The following is a 15,207-nucleotide window of genomic DNA, read 5'->3' on the forward strand; positions in this document are numbered from 1 at the left end:
GATATTCGGTTCCCTCCGAGAGCGGGGAGCGAGTGCTCCACTGCGATGTCCGATTTCCGCCAGTCGAGGTCGGAGGTGCATGACAGAGTGGAGGCATGAGCTTCCCCGTGACCGACTTCGACGAGCGGTATCGTGCCATCAGCGCGCGTGACACCCGCTTCGACGGGCAGTTCGTGACGGCCGTCAGCTCCACCGGCATCTACTGCCGTCCGAGCTGCCCCGCGCGCACGCCCAAGCCGCAGAACGTCACGTTCTATCCGACCAGCGCGGCGGCCCACGAAGCCGGTTTCCGCGCCTGCAAGCGCTGCCTCCCCGAGGCTGCTCCCGGGTCGCCGGCGTGGGATCTGCGCAGCGACGTCGCCGCCCGCGCGATGCGCCTGATCGCCTCTGGCGTGGTCGAGCGCGAGGGAGTGTCGGGTCTCGCGCAGCGCCTCGGATACTCCACGCGCCACCTCACCCGGCTGCTGTCGACCGAGCTCGGCGCAGGTCCTCTCGCCCTCGCCAGGGCGCACCGCGCCCACACCGCGCGGATGCTGCTCGTCGGCACCGAGATGCCCGTCTCCGACGTCGCCTTCTCGGCCGGATTCGCGAGCATCCGGCAGTGCAACGACACGATCCGCGAGGTCTTCGGGCTGACGCCGGGCGAGCTCAGGGCTAAGCGGCGGATGCCGGCATCCGCCGCCCCGGGGTCGATCGACCTCGTCCTGCCGTACCGGGGGCCGCTCGACGCATCCGGGGTGTTCCAGTGGATGGCTGCGCGAGCGGTGTCGGGTGTCGAAGAGACCACGACGACTTCGTTCTCTCGGCACCTGCGGATGGCCGGTGGTCCCGCCTGGTTCGAGGTGCGGCAGGAGCCCTCCACGCGCCTATATCTGCGCGCACGCGTGACACAGCTCGGCGACCTCGCCCCGCTCGTCTCCACCGCACGACGGATCTTCGATCTCGACGCCGACCCGCTCGCTGTCGACGAGGCGCTGAGCGCGCATCCCGAGATCGCTCCTCTCGTCGCCCGAACACCCGGCATCCGCGTGCCCGGGGCCGCGGATCCGCACGAAATGCTGATCCGCGCGATGATCGGCCAGCAGATCACCGTCGTCGCCGCACGGACCGCGCTCACGGCTCTCACCGACGCGTTGGGGGAGCGGACCGAGCACGGGCTGCTGTTCCCCACGATGTCGGCGATCGCCGAGCACGGCGCCGAGGTGCTCCGAGGCCCTGGTGCGCGCATCCGCGCGATCGTCGGGGCAGCATCCGCCCTCGCCGACGGAACCCTGAGGCTCACGGTCGGAGATGACGGGGCCGAGCAGCGTGCGGGCCTGCTCGCGATGCCGGGCATCGGCCCCTGGACGGCCGACTACGTGCGGATGCGCGTGCTCGGCGACCCCGACATCCTGCTTCCCGGCGATGTCGCGCTGCGCGCGGGGGCTGCGGCGTCGGGCCTCCCCGGCGATCCTGTGCCGCTGGTGGCCTGGGCCGAGCGCGCTGCTCCGTGGCGCAGCTACCTCAGTGCACACCTCTGGCGCGCAGCGCCGCCCCGACCGACACGAGCATCCACCAGCAAGATCGCGACCGCCGTCGTGACAGCAGTTTCGAAGGAGAAGCCATGAGCGCCATCATCCAGACCATCGACACCCCCGACGGCCCCTTCACGATCCTTGCCGACGATCAGCAGCGTGTGCTCGCCTCCGGGTGGACCAGCGACCAGGCGGTGATTGTCGCGCGTCTCTCGGTCGCCGTGCAGCCGGCGGAGGTCAGCGAGAGCGAGACCGAGGCGGCAGCTGCGGTGCGTGCCTTCTATGGGGGAGACCTCTCGGCGAGCGACGGGGTCGCAGTGAAGCAGATCGGCACGCCTCTGCAGCTGGCCGGATGGTCGGCACTGCGAGAGATCGAGCCGGGGGAGCCGTTGACCTACACCTCGTTCGCCGCACGCCTCGGAAATCCGCGTGCGGTGCGAGCCGCGGCGTCGATCTGCGCGCGCAACGCCCCGGCGTTGTTCGTGCCGTGCCATCGCGTGCTGCGCACCGACGGCACGCTCGGCGGGTTCGCCTGGGGGCTCGATGTGAAGGCGAGTCTGCTGGCCCGAGAAGCAGGAGTTCGCTGAATCGGGAATCTCTCTTGCGGTCAGCTGGTTCACAGGAATAGGCTGGTGGGCTGTCGCACCGACCGGACGACATAGCCGAGCCCCTGAGGAGGACACCATGACATCGATCGCCGCTGTGCAGATCGCCGCTCTCGGCTCGACCCCGGTGCGCCCGCTCCGCTAGAGCCACTTTCCGACACGCACGACCTCACCGGATGCCGGACTCCGAGAGTCCGTTCGCGCGTCCGTCCCCTTCAGCAACCGCTTCCCCATACGAAACTCGTCTGAGAGACATGTCTTCCTCGCCTTCATCGCAGAACGCCTCACCGTCCTCCACTCTCTCCACTCCCGCCGCACTGTGGCGCCTGAAGCCCTTCGTCAAGCCGGTCATCTGGCGGCTCGCCGGCGGTGCCGCGAGCGCTCTCGTCGCCGCGATCATCGCCCTGATGATCCCGATCGTGCTCGAGCAGATCATTCGCGGACCCGTTCAGGCGGGGGCGCTCGAAGGCATCGCCTGGGGTGCGCTCGCCGTCTTCGGCCTCGCCCTCGGTGAGGCTCTGATGGTGTGGCTGCGTCGTCAGTTCGTGCTCAACCCCGCAACGCAGGTCGAGTACAAGATGCGCACCGAGCTGTACTCGCGTCTGCAGACGCTCCCGGTCTCTTTCCACGACCGCTGGCAGTCGGGTCAGCTGCTGAGCCGCATGATGCAGGACATCGGCCTCATCCGCCGGTGGCTGGCGTTCGGCCTCGTGCTGCTCGTGGTCAACATCCTCACGATCGTGATCGGCTCGGTGCTGCTGTTCCGCTGGCACTGGCTGCTGGGCGTCATCTTCATCGTGACCGCGATCCCGCTGTGGATCCGCGGCTACCTGTTCGAGAAGCGCTACGGCGCGCTCACGCGTCGCAGCCAGGACCAGGCCGGCGACCTCGCGACCAGCGTCGAGGAGAGCGTGCACGGCATCCGCGTGCTCAAGGCGTTCGGTCGCGGCAAGCACGCGCTCAGCCGCTTCAGCCGCCAGGCCGAGACGCTGCGAGAGACCGAGATGAGCAAGGCCGGCGCGATCGCGTCGATCTGGTTCTGGCTCGACCTCATGCCGCAGATCGCCTTCGGTCTGAGTCTCATGTCGGGCATCTGGCTGATCTCGCAGGGCGAGATCGACCAGGCGCAGCTGTTCGCGTTCTTCGCGATGGCCGTCGTGCTGAGGTGGCCGATCGAGTCGATCGGATTCCTGTTCTCGTTCATGCTCGACGCGCGCACGGCGACCGACCGCGTGTTCGACATCTACTCGGAGACGAACTCGATCACCGACCCCGAGAACCCCGTGCACATCACAGAGCCCCGTGGCGAGCTCGCGTTCGAGGGAGCGCACTTCCGCTACCAGGATGCGGGAGCGCACGAGCGCGACCTGCTCGACGGCATTGACCTGGTGCTGCGCCCCGGTGAGACCATGGCGCTCGTCGGCCTCACCGGCAGCGGCAAGACCACGCTGACCACCCTGCCCACGCGTCTGTACGACGTCACCGGCGGCCGTGTCACGCTCGACGGCGTCGACGTGCGCGATCTGCCGCTCGCCGAGCTGCGCCAGCACATCGCCATGGCCTTCGAGGACGCGACGCTGTTCTCGGCGACGGTGCGCGAGAACGTGCTGCTCGGACGAGCCGACCTCGATGTGCACAGCGACGAGGCCGAGCGCGTGCTGCGCGAAGCCCTCGACGTCGCCCAGGCGGCCTTCGTGGACTCGCTCCCCGACGGCGTCGAGACGATCATCGGTGAAGAGGGTCTCAGCCTCTCCGGCGGTCAGCGTCAGCGCCTGGCGCTCGCGCGTGCCGTCGCGGCCAACCCCAAGGTGCTCGTCCTCGACGACCCGCTGTCAGCGCTCGACGTCGACACCGAGGCTCTCGTCGAAGAGGCGCTGCGTCATGTGCTGGCCGACACCACGGCCATGATCGTGGCACACCGCCCGTCGACAGTGGCCCTCGCCGACCGCGTGGCACTGCTCGAAGCGGGCCGCGTCACCGCCGTCGGCACCCATACCGAGCTGCTCAAGACGAGCCGCCACTACCGCCACGTCATCTCGAGCCTCGAGGCGGAGGAGGCCGCGCGTACCGGCGCGATCCCGATCATCCGCGAGGAGGACGACGAGATCGACGATGTCGAGGCCGCAGTCCGCGACGGGATCCGCGAGGAATCCGCCGACGAAGACATCATCACCGAGAAGGAGGTGCAGCGATGAGCTCCGCCATCACCGGAACGCAGGACGAAGACCGTTCCCGCTACACCAAAGAGGAGAGCCGGGCGATCCGTCGCCGGTCGCTGCACCTGCTGGGCTCGCTCGTCCAGCCCCTGAAGGCGAGGATCGCGCTCGCCGCGGTCGTGCTGGTGATCTCGACCGCACTGCAGGTGGCGGGGCCCATCCTGATCAGTATCGGGCTCGACCGTGCGCTGCCCGCCGTGCTCGAGCGCGCGGACTGGATACCGACCTTCATGATCGGAGGTGTCTATCTGCTCGCGGGTGCCGTGGCCGCGGCGATGATCGCCTGGTACGTGATCATCGCGGCCAAGCTCACGCAGGCCGTGCTGCTGGACCTGCGCAAGAGGATCTTCCTGCACACCCAGCGCCTGAGCCTGGAGTTCCACGAGTCCTACACGTCCGGTCGCATCATCTCGCGTCAGACGAGTGACCTCGACTCGATCAAGGAGCTCCTCGACGGCGGCCTCAACGAGCTCGTATCGGGCGTTCTCTTCGGACTCTTCACCTTCATCGCCCTGTGCGTGTGGGACTGGCAGTCCGGGCTCATCCTGGCGATCGGCGGCATTCCGCTGTTCTTCCTGATGCGCTGGTTCTACTCGCGTTCGCAGCTGGTGTACCGCGAGTCCCGCGTCATCAGCGCGAAGGTGATCGTGCAGTTCGTCGAGACCATGACGGGTATCCGTGCGGTGAAGGCCTTCCGCAAGGAGCCGCGCAACGACGCGGCCTTCCAGAAGATCGCGGGGGAGTACCGCGACGTCAACCGACGCTCGATGCTGCTGTTCGGCACGTTCGAGCCCGGGCTGATGGGTGTCGCAGCCCTCGTCCTCGGCATCGTGGTGCTGTGGGGAGGCATCAGGGTGTCCGAGGGCGCTCTCACGGTCGGTGTGCTGCTGTCGGCGGTGCTGTACGTGCGCAACTTCTTCGCGCCGATGCAGGAGATCGCGATGTTCCTGAACTCCTACCAGTCGGCCACCGCGGCGCTCGAGAAGGTGTCGGGCGTGCTCGAGGAGGTGCCGACGGTTCCGGACCCCGAGAAGCCGGTGGACCTGTGGGAGTCTCGCGGGCACATCGAGTTCGACGAGGTGACGTTCGGGTACAACGGCGAGAAGACGATCCTGCCGAACTTCTCGCTCGACATCCCCGCGGGGCAGACGATCGCCCTCGTCGGCACCACTGGCGCGGGCAAGTCGACCCTGGCGAAGCTCATCTCGCGGTTCTACGACCCCTCGATCGGAAAGGTGACGCTCGACGGCGTCGACCTGCGCAACCTGCATCCGAAGGATCTTCGCCGCGCCATCGTCATGGTGACGCAGGAGGCCTACCTGTTCAGCGGCACGGTCGCCGACAACATCGCCCTCGGAAAGCCCGACGCCTCGCTCGACGAGATCAGGGCGGCGGCGCGCGCGGTGGGTGCCGACGAGTTCATCTCGTCGCTGCCCGACGGCTACGGCACTGACGTGAACAAGCGCGGTGGTCGCGTCTCGGCGGGTCAGCGTCAGCTGATCTCGTTCGCCCGCGCCTTCCTCGCGGACCCTGCGGTGCTGATCCTCGACGAGGCCACGGCGTCGCTCGACATCCCGTCGGAGCGCCTGATCCAGGATGCTCTGCAGACGCTGCTGAAGGATCGCACGGCGATCATCATCGCGCACCGTCTCTCGACGGTCGCGATCGCCGACCGGGTGCTGGTGATGGAGCATGGCGAGATCATCGAGGACGACACCCCCGAGACGCTGATCAGCGGCACGGGCAAGTTCGCCCAGCTGCACGCCGCCTGGCAGCAGACGCTGGTGTGAACGGGACGAGCCTGCGAGCCCGCGCCTGATACCGAGGCCGCGACCGACCATCGGTCGCGGCCTCGGTCATTTTTTCGACGGCCGTCCTGTCGGGCCGCCGGAGCGGTGATGCGCCGGTCTGGGTAGCATCGGAGTATGGACCCGCTGCTGCTCGCCGTCGAGTTGTGGTGGATCGCGCCCGTCGCCGCGGGTGGAGCTGTCGCCGGCGCGGTCGGATTCCGTCGCCGCAGCACGAAGAGCGGGCGCCGACTCGAGTACGACGCCGCGCGCCACGATCTCAAGGCCGCGCAGCAGGCGGTGGTCGAACGACGGATGGCCGTCAAACTCGCTCGGGCCGACGTCGCTCGGATCTCTGCCGAACGCAGTGCGCGCCGCGCGACACCCGAACAGGTCGCCGGGGCCAAGAGGATGCTCCGTGCCAAGGAGCACGACGCGAAGGCCGCGAACGCCGACGTCCGTGCCAAGCAGGTTCGTCTCAGCGCCGCTCGCGCGGCGATCCCTGCGGCATCCGCACCGCGTCCGCTCGAGCGGCTGCAGGCGCAGCATGACGCGATCGTCGTGCGCTGGATGCGGTACGAGACCGATGCGGGGCTCCAGATCGCCTACCCGGCCATGACCGACGTCAAGCAGCCGGCCACGGCCGAGTACCTTCGCGCTGCCGGGAACGCTGTCGAGGCCCGGAGAGCGGCAACCGGTCGAGTCAGTCCCACGGACTACGCCGCGTATCGCGATGCGGTGGCCGACCTCGAGCGCGCCTTCGAAGCCGCGGAGCATTCGGCGAGGGTCCAGGCGGGCGAGGCGCCGCAGCCGTCATCGGCCTGGCAGGATGCCGCGCAGGACATGATCAGCCGCTCCACCGACGCCATCGATCGTGCAGCGGGTGCCGCGGCATCCGCACTCGCCGCCTGGAACGCCCGCAAGCGCCCCGACAAGCACTGACCGCCGTCCCCGAGAGAGAGAGAGAGAGAGACGGCGGTCGTTCTGCCGATCTGGGGTCAGGCCCCGATCGTGCGTGAGGTGATGAGCTCTCGGTACCAGCGGCCGGAGTCCTTCACCGTGCGCTCGAGCGTGTCGAAGTCCACCCTCACGATGCCGAACCTCTTGGCGTAGCCGTATCCCCATTCGAAGTTGTCGAGCAGCGACCAGACGAAATAACCGCGCAGCTCCACACCGCGTTCGAGTGCACGGTGCGCTGCGGTGAAGTGCCGCCGCAGGTAGTCGGTGCGCTCGGGATCGTGGACCGAGCCGTCTTCGGCGACCGCGTCATCGAACGCGGCGCCGTTCTCGGTGACCATCAGCGGCTGCCCGGGGAACTGCTCCGACAGCGAGACGAGCAGCTCTTCGAGCCCTTCGGGTGCGATGTTCCAGCCCATCGCCGTGTACGGCCCTGGCTGCTCGACGAACTCGACGAGCTGGTCGCTTCCCGGCCACGCGGTTCCGCCCGCCGTGCCCTTGTGCCCGTCGTTCTGCTGCTTCTGCGAGACCCCGTCCCACAGGCGCACGGTCGCGGTCGAGTAGTAGTTCACCCCGAGCACGTCGATCGGCTGGTTGACCGTGTCGAGGTCGCCGTCCTGCACGAACGACCAGTCCGTGACCGACGCCGTGTCATCGAGGAGGTCCGCCGGGTACTCGCCGCGGAGCATCGGGTGGGTGAACGCCCGATTCGCCAGAGCGTCGATGCGCCTCACAGCCTCATCCGCCCCGTCGCCCTGACCTCGGAGCACGTGGAAGTTGAGCGTCACCGAGTAGTCGGGGTTGCCGGTCGACGTGGCGCGCAGCGCCTGCAGCGCGCGCCCATGAGCGAGGTTGAGGTGATGGACCGCGGCGAGAGCGGATGCCGGTTCGTGGCGCCCCGGCGCGTGACCGCCCTGACCGTAGCCCAGGTAGGCCGAGCACCACGGCTCGTTGAGCGTCGTCCAGGTCTGCACGCGGTCGCCGAGCGCCGCCCCCATGATCGAGGCGTACTGCTCGAAGGCGTCGGTCGTGGCTCGCGAGGTCCACCCGCCGGCGTCCTCGAGGTACTGCGGGAGATCCCAGTGATACAGGGTGGCCACGGGGCGGATGCCGCGGTCGAGCAGCCCGTCGACGAGACGCGAGTAGAAGTCGATCCCTGCCTGGTTGACCCGTCCGTCGGCCGCCGGCACGATCCGCGGCCAGGCGATGGAGAAGCGGTAGGCCTCGAGGCCGAGGTCCGCCATGAGGTCGAGATCCTCATCGACGCGGTGGTAGTGGTCGCATGCCACATCACCGGTGTCGCCGTTCCACACCTTCCCGGGTGTCTTGCTGAAGGTGTCCCAGATCGACGGCGTCCGGCCGTCCTCGCCTGCTGCTCCTTCGATCTGATACGACGCGGTCGCCGAGCCCAAGAGGAACCCCTCAGGGAGCAGAAGACCGGTGCCGCGGTAGTCGTCGGCGGGGGAGAGCGTCATCGGGTCACCTCCGACAGGTCTGCTGAGTACGTCTTCGACTCGCCATCAGGGTCTGTCACGGTCACGGTCGCGGTGCCTTCGCCGCCGGGGAAGACACGCAGCTTCAGGCCGTCGTGATAGTCGTAATCGGGCTTGTCCGTGCGCGAACCCCACGGGAGCACAGTGCCGGGGCGCACGTAGAGCGGCAGCGATTCGAAGCCGTGCGTCTCACGGCGCCATCCGCCGCCCGTCACGGTCTCGCCCGTGAGAAGCGACGTCCATTCGCCCTCAGGCAGATAGAACTCGACGCTCCCGTCTTCCGAGAACACCGGAGCGACGAGCAGACTCGACCCGAGCATGTACTGCCGATCGAGGTAGCCGACCGCCGGATCGTCGGGGAACTCCAACTGCATCGGTCGCATCAAGGGGATGCCTGTGCGTGAGGCATCGATGCCCTGCTGATAGAGGTACGGCATGAGCTGCATCTTGAGGTGCGTGAAGCGTCTCGTCACGTCGACCGCCTCCTCATCGAACGCCCACGGAACGCGGTATGAGCTGGAGCCGTGGAACCGGGAATGCGAGCCCAGCAGGCCGAAGGCCGTCCAGCGCTTGAACACACCGGCATCCGGCGTCCCCTCGAATCCGCCGATGTCGTGACTCCAGAAGGCGAAGCCGCTGAGCGCCAGCGAGAGTCCGCCTCGCAGCGTCTCCGCCATCGAGGTGTACGTCGAGGTCGAGTCGCCGCCCCAGTGCACCGGCATGCTCTGTCCGCCGGCCGTCGCCGAACGGGCGAAGAGCACCGCATCGTCCGCCCCGCGTGCACCGGTGAGAACGTCGTGCACCGCCCGGTTGTACAGGTCGGTGTATAGATTGTGCATCCGCTCGGGGTCCGAGCCGTCCGCCCAGACGACCTCTGTGGGGATGCGTTCACCGAAGTCGGTTTTGAAGCAGTCGACGCCCTGGTCGAGCAGCCGACGAAGGTGCCCCTGGTACCAGGCCGTCGCAGCCGGATTCGTGAAGTCGACGAGTCCCATCCCCGCCTGCCAGAGGTCCCACTGCCATACGGTGCCATCGGGCCGCTTGACCAGGAATCCCTGATCGGCGGCCTCGCGGAACAGGGGCGAGCGCTGCGCGATGTACGGGTTGATCCACACGCAGACCCGCAGATCCTTCTCGTGCAGCCGCGAGAGCATGCCCTCGGGGTCGGGGAACACCCGCGGGTCCCATTCGAAGTCGCACCATTGGAACTCGCGCATCCAGAAGCAGTCGAAATGGAACACCGACACCGGCAGCTCGCGCGCCGCCATCCCGTCGATGAACGAGTTCACGGTCTGCTCGTCGTAGTCGGTCGTGAAGCTCGTCGAGAGCCACAGGCCGTACGACCAAGCGGGCACCACCGGCGGTCGTCCGGTGAGGGCCGTATAGCGCCCGAGCACCTCTTTGGGGGTGGGGCCCGCGATGACGAAGTACTCGAGCACTTCGCCCGAAACCGAGAACTGCACGCGCTCGACCGACTCCGAGCCGATCTCGTAAGAGACATGACCGGGGTCGTTCACCAGCACGCCGTAGCCGCGATTCGACAGGTGGAACGGGATGCTCTTGTATGCCTGCTCGCTGGAGGTGCCGCCGTCGGCGTTCCAGATGTCGACAGACTGGCCGTTCTTCACCAGCGGGCCGAAGCGCTCGCCGAGGCCGTAGATCAGCTCGCCGACCCCGAGGTCCAGCTGCTCGTGCACGAACGTCGACCCGCTCAGCGCACTTCCGCCCTCTCGCGCGTTGTCGACGATCCCCGCGTCCACCTGCGCGCCGGACGCCAGACGCACATAGCCTTGCGCCTTGTGGCCGCTTCCGGTGACGCGTCGCCCGTCGACCTCGAACGCGAGATCCCAGGGTGCGCCGGGGGCGATCCGTGCGACGAGCGATCCGGCGTCGAGGACGCCGCCGGACTCCGCGATCGACACGGTCGGTGACCCCGAACCGGAACCTGCAAGGTCGAAGCCTCCGTGCCAGCGGCCGCCCTCATGATGGGCGATCCGCACGCGGATGACGCCTTCCGCGGGGGAGGAGAGCGTCGTCGTCAGCACCGGGCGGTTCAGGGTGTCGCCGCGCTTGGCGATCACCATGGTGGGCGCCGTGATGACGATGCCTGGTCCGTCGGGGGTGTCGCTGGTCTGGGTGACGTCGTAGGCCTCCTGCGCGTAGAGCGCGGTGACGCCTGGACGCAGTTGCCAGAACCCGTCGGTGAACTTCATTACTTGACTGCTCCTGCCGTGATGCCGCGTGTGAGGGTGCGCTGGAAGATGAGGAAGAAGATGAGCGTGGGGATGATGCCGAGCAGCGCCGAGGCGCTCGTCGTGGTGACGTCCATCAGTCGGTCGCCCTGCAGCACGCTGATCGCGACGGGGACCGTCTGGTTCGCGTTCGAGGCGAGGAACGTCAGCGGGATCAGGAACTCGTTCCACGTCCAGATGAAGAAGAAGATCAGCAGCACCGACAGCGTGGGGCGGCTGATGGGGAAGACCACGCGCCAGAGGATCTGCCAGCGGCTCGCCCCATCGAGGGATGCCGCCTCGAGGATCTCCTTCGGGAACGTGCCGTAGACCGACGACAGCAGGTAGGTGCCGAAAGCCGCCTGGATCACGGTGAAGACGATGATGACCGACCACACGTTGTCGTACAGGCCGACGGATTTGAACATGTAGTACAGCGGGTAGAGCAGCGCCTCCTGCGGGAGCAGGTTCGCGAGCAGGAACAGCAGTACGATCCAGCTGCGTCCGCGCACACGGCCGATGCCGATCGCGAATGCGTTCAGCATCGAGATCACCACGGCGAGCACCGAGACGATGCCGGCGATGAAGAGCGAGTTCCAGACCTTCTCGGGGAAGTTCACGCGCTCCCAGAACTTGATGATCCCGCCGAAGTCCAGGGTCTCCGGGAAGGCGAGGGGGCCAGACGTCGCGTAGTCGACGGGCGACTTGAACGAGTTGACGAGCACGAGGTAGAAGGGCGCGATGACCAGGAGGGCGCCGATCACGACGAGGGCGAGCATCAGCCAGTCGATCGGACGCTTCTTGGTCATCCCGCCGCGGGGACGGGTCTTGGACGGCTTTCCGGTGACGATGGCGGTGGTGGCGTGCATCACAGACCCGCCCTTTCCTTGCGCTCGAGGGAGTTCTGGACGCGGATGAAGATGATCGACACGATCACCACGACGATGGTCAGCACCGTCGCGATCGTCGCGCCGTAGCCCACGTTCCGCTTGGTGAAGAACTCCTGGTACGCGTAATAGGCAGGGACGAGCGTCGCACCGGCCGGGCCGCCGCGCGTGATGATGTACACGGGGCCGAAGACCTTCAGTGCGGCGATCGTGCAGGTCAGTGTCACGACGAAGATCTCGGGGCGGATGATGCTCATCGTGATCGACGAGAACCGCTGGAACCAGTTCGCGCCGTCGAGCTCTGCGGCCTCGTAGAGTTCGGGGTCCACCCGCTGCAGCGCCGCCATGAAGACGACGACGGGGTAGCCGAGCTGCACCCACACCATGACGACCATCAGCACGATGAGGGCTGAGGGCATCTGGCCGAGCCAGTCGTAGGCGGGGATGCCGAACCACGCGAGGATCTGGTTCAGCGCTCCGTCGCCGCCCGGTCGCACGATCCAGCCGATCACGATGCCGGCGACCGCGATGGGGAGGATCTGCGGGAGGTAGTACGTGGCACGCAGGAAGCTGCCGACCTTGCCGCCGAACTTGCGCCCGACCACGTCGAAGAGCAGCGCCGCGACGATCAGGCCCACGATGGTCGGGACGACGACCATCGCGATGATCATCCACACTGAGTTCGTGAACGATGTCCAGAAGTCGCTGTCGGTGAGGATCTTCTGCCAGTTCTCGAGACCGATGAACTCCGGCGTGCGCACGCCCTTCCACTTCGTGAAGGTCAGGTACACGTTCCAGATGAGCGGGACGATGACGACGACGAGCAGCAGCACGAAGCCGGGGAGCAGATACATCCAGTAGGCCCCGGTCCCGCCGCTGCGCTGCGGGATGGACGGCTCTTCGGGCGGCAGCTTCGCGCGGCCCTCGCGGCGTGTGACGAGTGACATTGTTCACCTCCAGGAGGATGCGGGGGCGGAGCCGTGCGGCCGCCGCCCCCGCGAGTGGATCAACGGAATTCCGAGGTGCCCTCGTCGTACTGCTCGCCGAGGTTCTTGTTCGTGGTCTCGGCGTCCTGCGACCCGGTGATCAGACCCTGCAGCTCCTGCACGATCACGTCGTAGAAGCCGGGGGCGGGCCAGTCCGGGTAGAACGAGAGCCCATCGGCATCGAGCACGCCGTTGAACGTCTCGATCAGCGCTGCGCTCTTCTCGTCGGTGATGTCCGCGGTCTCTGCGGCGACGGGCAGACCGCCGTTGTTGCCGATGATCGCCTGGATCTCCGGGCGCATCGTGATGTCGATGAACTCATAGGCGAGTTCCTTGTTCGCAGCGTTCTCAGGGACGACCCAGAGGTTGCCGGATGAGCCGAGCGACAGATCCGCCCCGGGGAAGGCCTCCATCGTCCAGTCGAAGCCCGTGGCCTCCGAGACGAAGCGACCGAACCACCACGAACCCGACACGAAGATCGGTGAAGTGCCGTTGATGAACGAGACGCCGGCGTCTTCGGCCTTCACCGACGAGACGTCCGAGGCGATGTATCCCTTGTCCATGTACTCCTGAAGAGTCTCGGTCGCCGAGGTGACCTCGGGGCCCTGCCAGTCGACCTCTCCGTCGTAGAGCTGGTATGAATCGACGAAGCCGCGGTCGCCTTCGAGCAGCGCGAGCTGATACCAGAGCTGGCCGAGGGGATACTCGGCGCCCGCCTCGGCGAGAGGTGTGACGCCCTGCGCGACGAATGCGTCGAGCACATCGACGAACTCCTCGTATGTGGTGGGGATCTCGAGCCCTGCCGCAGCGAAGGCATCCTGGTTGTAATAGACGCCGACGAACTCGCCGTAGTTCGGGATGCCGAACCAGGTGTCGCCGCCCATGACGCCGTCTTCCGAGTACTTCGCGGTGGTCTGCAGCGACGGCGCGAGCTTCTCATCCCAGCCGTACTCGTCGACGGCATCCGAGATGTCGGCGATCAGGCCTGTGGAGGCGAGGAAGCCGGCTGTCGCGTTGCCCTTGTTGAACTCCATGAGGTCGGGTGCGGCGTCGGTGTCGAGCACCTGGCTGGCGGTCTTCTGGATCTGCTCGAACGACTTCTCTTCGAACTCGACCGTCGCGCCGGTCTCCTTCTCGAAGATCGTGATCGCTTCGGCCCATGCCTTGCCCATAGCGCTGTCGGCGCCCTCGTAGTGCCAGAGCTTGAGGGTCTGCCCGTCGCCGCCCTCGTCGGACGATCCGGCGGTGCAGCCGCTCAGCGCGATACCGGACACGGTGAGGGCGGCGAGAGCCGCCAACGTCTTCGTCCTGCGGATATTGCGTGCCATCGTCGGCACTCCTTTCTCGGTGGCCCTGAGGCCGGACACATCGGTGGGTCGGGTTTTCAGTTGTGAGGAAGCCATCGTCGAAGCGTTTCGATGACGGCGATGCGGAAGTCTGTTCCGTCTGCGGTCACTCGCGTGAGCGAGCCACGGAACCGGCGGGGTGATATTCGGGAGGGATGAGGTGGATCTGCGCGGGCATGCCCGGCGCTTCGAGGTGCTGGACGGCGAGATCGACGGCGAGCTCACACGACTGCTGCGGCACGAGCGGGATGGTGTCGATCGGCACAGGAAGACCCGAGGTGTCGAAGGACGCCGCCGCCGAGATCACCGAGACGTCCTCGCCGACGCTCAGTCCGCGGGCGGAGAGCGTCTCGAGAAGCGCCTCGTGCACGTCGCCGACGGCGTGGACGATGAAGGCTCTCTCGCCTCGATCGAGCGCCTGCTCCACAGTGGCGCGTACGGCCGACGCGTCCGTGGTCGTCACTCCGGTCGTCGCCCAGTCGAGGGACAGCCCCCGATCCCGCGTGCGGCTCTGCACTCCGCGCAGGAGGCGACGGGGGAAGTTCGACTTGCGATAGGAGACCTCGGTCTGCCCGAGCAGCGTGACTGCGGTGTGGCCGGCATCCGCGAGCCGATCCACGGCGAGGTGTCCCGCAGCCTCGAAGTCGAGGTCGACGCATGTGAGGCCCTGCGCGTCGTCAGGGATCCCGATGAAGACCGAGGGGGAGTGCACCGAGCGGGCGATGTCGGCCCGCTCGTCGTCCGGGGCGACGTCGAGCACGAGGATGGCGTCGACGAGGTTGCTCGCGGCCACGCGATTCATGCCCTCGGACGCCTGCTCATCGGTGAGTAGGAGGATGTCGTAGCCGCGGCGACGAGCAGCGACGGCGGTCGCGAGCACGAAGGCCATGTGCGTCGGTGCGTGCGTGTCGGCGCGCAGCGGCTCGGTCAGGCCGAAGATGTGAGTGCGGCGTCCTGCGAGCATCCGTGCTCCCGCATCCGGCTCGTAGCCCAGTGTCTGCACCGCGTCTTCGATGCGGCGTCGGGTCTTCTCCGACACCGGGCGCTTGCCGCTCAGCGCATAGGAGACCGTGCTGATCGATACGCCGGCGGCCTCGGCCACCTGGTGGATCGTCGTCATCAGGACTCCATCGTCGCTTGTCGTGTGAATCGTCGAAGCGTTTCGCTTGCGCCTCTGGAGCGATG

Annotated in this window: 11 protein-coding genes; 5 read left to right on the forward strand and 6 right to left on the reverse strand. The window is 67.4% G+C overall.

The window, feature by feature from the left end; translation table 11 throughout:
• The first annotated feature begins 95 nt into the window (after window positions 1-95).
• The 5 genes from RQG77_RS00310 (at window position 96) to RQG77_RS00330 (ending at window position 7,064) form a co-directional block, all read left to right on the forward strand.
• Window positions 96-1,607 (forward strand): AlkA N-terminal domain-containing protein, encoded by a 1,512-nt coding sequence (locus RQG77_RS00310; RefSeq protein ID WP_311242911.1) that lies wholly within the window; start codon window positions 96-98, stop codon window positions 1,605-1,607.
• Window positions 1,604-2,101 carry a methylated-DNA--[protein]-cysteine S-methyltransferase gene (locus tag RQG77_RS00315; RefSeq protein WP_311242912.1) on the forward strand — a complete coding sequence of 166 codons (498 nt, stop codon included), beginning with the start codon at window positions 1,604-1,606 and terminating at the stop codon, window positions 2,099-2,101. Before RQG77_RS00310 ends, RQG77_RS00315 begins: the two co-directional genes overlap by 4 nt.
• A 272-nt stretch (window positions 2,102-2,373) precedes the next feature.
• Entirely contained in the window at window positions 2,374-4,314 is a 1,941-nt protein-coding gene (locus RQG77_RS00320) for an ABC transporter ATP-binding protein (protein ID WP_311242913.1), read from the forward strand.
• A complete protein-coding gene (locus tag RQG77_RS00325; RefSeq protein WP_311242914.1) occupies window positions 4,311-6,125 on the forward strand; it encodes an ABC transporter ATP-binding protein in 1,815 nt (604 codons plus the stop codon). The genes RQG77_RS00320 and RQG77_RS00325 overlap by 4 nt, the downstream gene beginning before the upstream one ends.
• 135 nt (window positions 6,126-6,260) lie before the next feature.
• Complete coding sequence (locus RQG77_RS00330; protein WP_311242915.1) at window positions 6,261-7,064, forward strand: hypothetical protein; 804 nt, start codon at window positions 6,261-6,263, stop codon at window positions 7,062-7,064.
• A 56-nt stretch (window positions 7,065-7,120) separates the two neighbouring features.
• Here RQG77_RS00330 and RQG77_RS00335 read toward each other — a convergent pair whose 3' ends face one another.
• From RQG77_RS00335 to RQG77_RS00360, 6 genes are all read right to left on the reverse strand, one after another.
• Window positions 7,121-8,554, reverse strand: coding sequence for a GH1 family beta-glucosidase (locus RQG77_RS00335; RefSeq protein ID WP_311242916.1), 1,434 nt, complete (start codon window positions 8,552-8,554; stop codon window positions 7,121-7,123).
• Window positions 8,551-10,785: an alpha-xylosidase gene (gene yicI, locus RQG77_RS00340; RefSeq protein WP_311242917.1), complete on the reverse strand. Its 2,235-nt coding sequence runs from the start codon at window positions 10,783-10,785 to the stop codon at window positions 8,551-8,553. The genes RQG77_RS00335 and yicI overlap by 4 nt, the downstream gene beginning before the upstream one ends.
• Window positions 10,785-11,672, reverse strand: coding sequence for a carbohydrate ABC transporter permease (locus tag RQG77_RS00345; RefSeq protein WP_311242918.1), 888 nt, complete (start codon window positions 11,670-11,672; stop codon window positions 10,785-10,787). Before RQG77_RS00345 ends, yicI begins: the two co-directional genes overlap by 1 nt.
• Window positions 11,672-12,637 (reverse strand): carbohydrate ABC transporter permease, encoded by a 966-nt coding sequence (locus RQG77_RS00350; protein ID WP_056508459.1) that lies wholly within the window; start codon window positions 12,635-12,637, stop codon window positions 11,672-11,674. The genes RQG77_RS00345 and RQG77_RS00350 overlap by 1 nt, the downstream gene beginning before the upstream one ends.
• Before the next feature lie 59 nt (window positions 12,638-12,696).
• Window positions 12,697-14,004 carry an extracellular solute-binding protein gene (locus tag RQG77_RS00355; RefSeq protein ID WP_311242919.1) on the reverse strand — a complete coding sequence of 436 codons (1,308 nt, stop codon included), beginning with the start codon at window positions 14,002-14,004 and terminating at the stop codon, window positions 12,697-12,699.
• Between the two features lie 124 nt (window positions 14,005-14,128).
• Complete coding sequence (locus RQG77_RS00360; RefSeq protein ID WP_311242920.1) at window positions 14,129-15,142, reverse strand: LacI family DNA-binding transcriptional regulator; 1,014 nt, start codon at window positions 15,140-15,142, stop codon at window positions 14,129-14,131.
• Window positions 15,143-15,207: the final 65 nt, after the last annotated feature.

Source organism: Microbacterium sp. WCS2018Hpa-23 (assembly GCF_031843845.1).
Lineage (GTDB): Bacteria > Actinomycetota > Actinomycetes > Actinomycetales > Microbacteriaceae > Microbacterium.

Coding starts and splice junctions, on each gene's coding strand:
- RQG77_RS00310 (WP_311242911.1), top strand. CDS start 96: ATGAGCTTCCCCGTGACCGACTTCGACGAGCGGTATCGTGCCATCAGC.
- RQG77_RS00315 (WP_311242912.1), top strand. CDS start 1,604: ATGAGCGCCATCATCCAGACCATCGACACCCCCGACGGCCCCTTCACG.
- RQG77_RS00320 (WP_311242913.1), top strand. CDS start 2,374: ATGTCTTCCTCGCCTTCATCGCAGAACGCCTCACCGTCCTCCACTCTC.
- RQG77_RS00325 (WP_311242914.1), top strand. CDS start 4,311: ATGAGCTCCGCCATCACCGGAACGCAGGACGAAGACCGTTCCCGCTAC.
- RQG77_RS00330 (WP_311242915.1), top strand. CDS start 6,261: ATGGACCCGCTGCTGCTCGCCGTCGAGTTGTGGTGGATCGCGCCCGTC.
- RQG77_RS00335 (WP_311242916.1), bottom strand. CDS start 8,554: ATGACGCTCTCCCCCGCCGACGACTACCGCGGCACCGGTCTTCTGCTC.
- yicI (WP_311242917.1), bottom strand. CDS start 10,785: ATGAAGTTCACCGACGGGTTCTGGCAACTGCGTCCAGGCGTCACCGCG.
- RQG77_RS00345 (WP_311242918.1), bottom strand. CDS start 11,672: ATGCACGCCACCACCGCCATCGTCACCGGAAAGCCGTCCAAGACCCGT.
- RQG77_RS00350 (WP_056508459.1), bottom strand. CDS start 12,637: ATGTCACTCGTCACACGCCGCGAGGGCCGCGCGAAGCTGCCGCCCGAA.
- RQG77_RS00355 (WP_311242919.1), bottom strand. CDS start 14,004: ATGGCACGCAATATCCGCAGGACGAAGACGTTGGCGGCTCTCGCCGCC.
- RQG77_RS00360 (WP_311242920.1), bottom strand. CDS start 15,142: ATGACGACGATCCACCAGGTGGCCGAGGCCGCCGGCGTATCGATCAGC.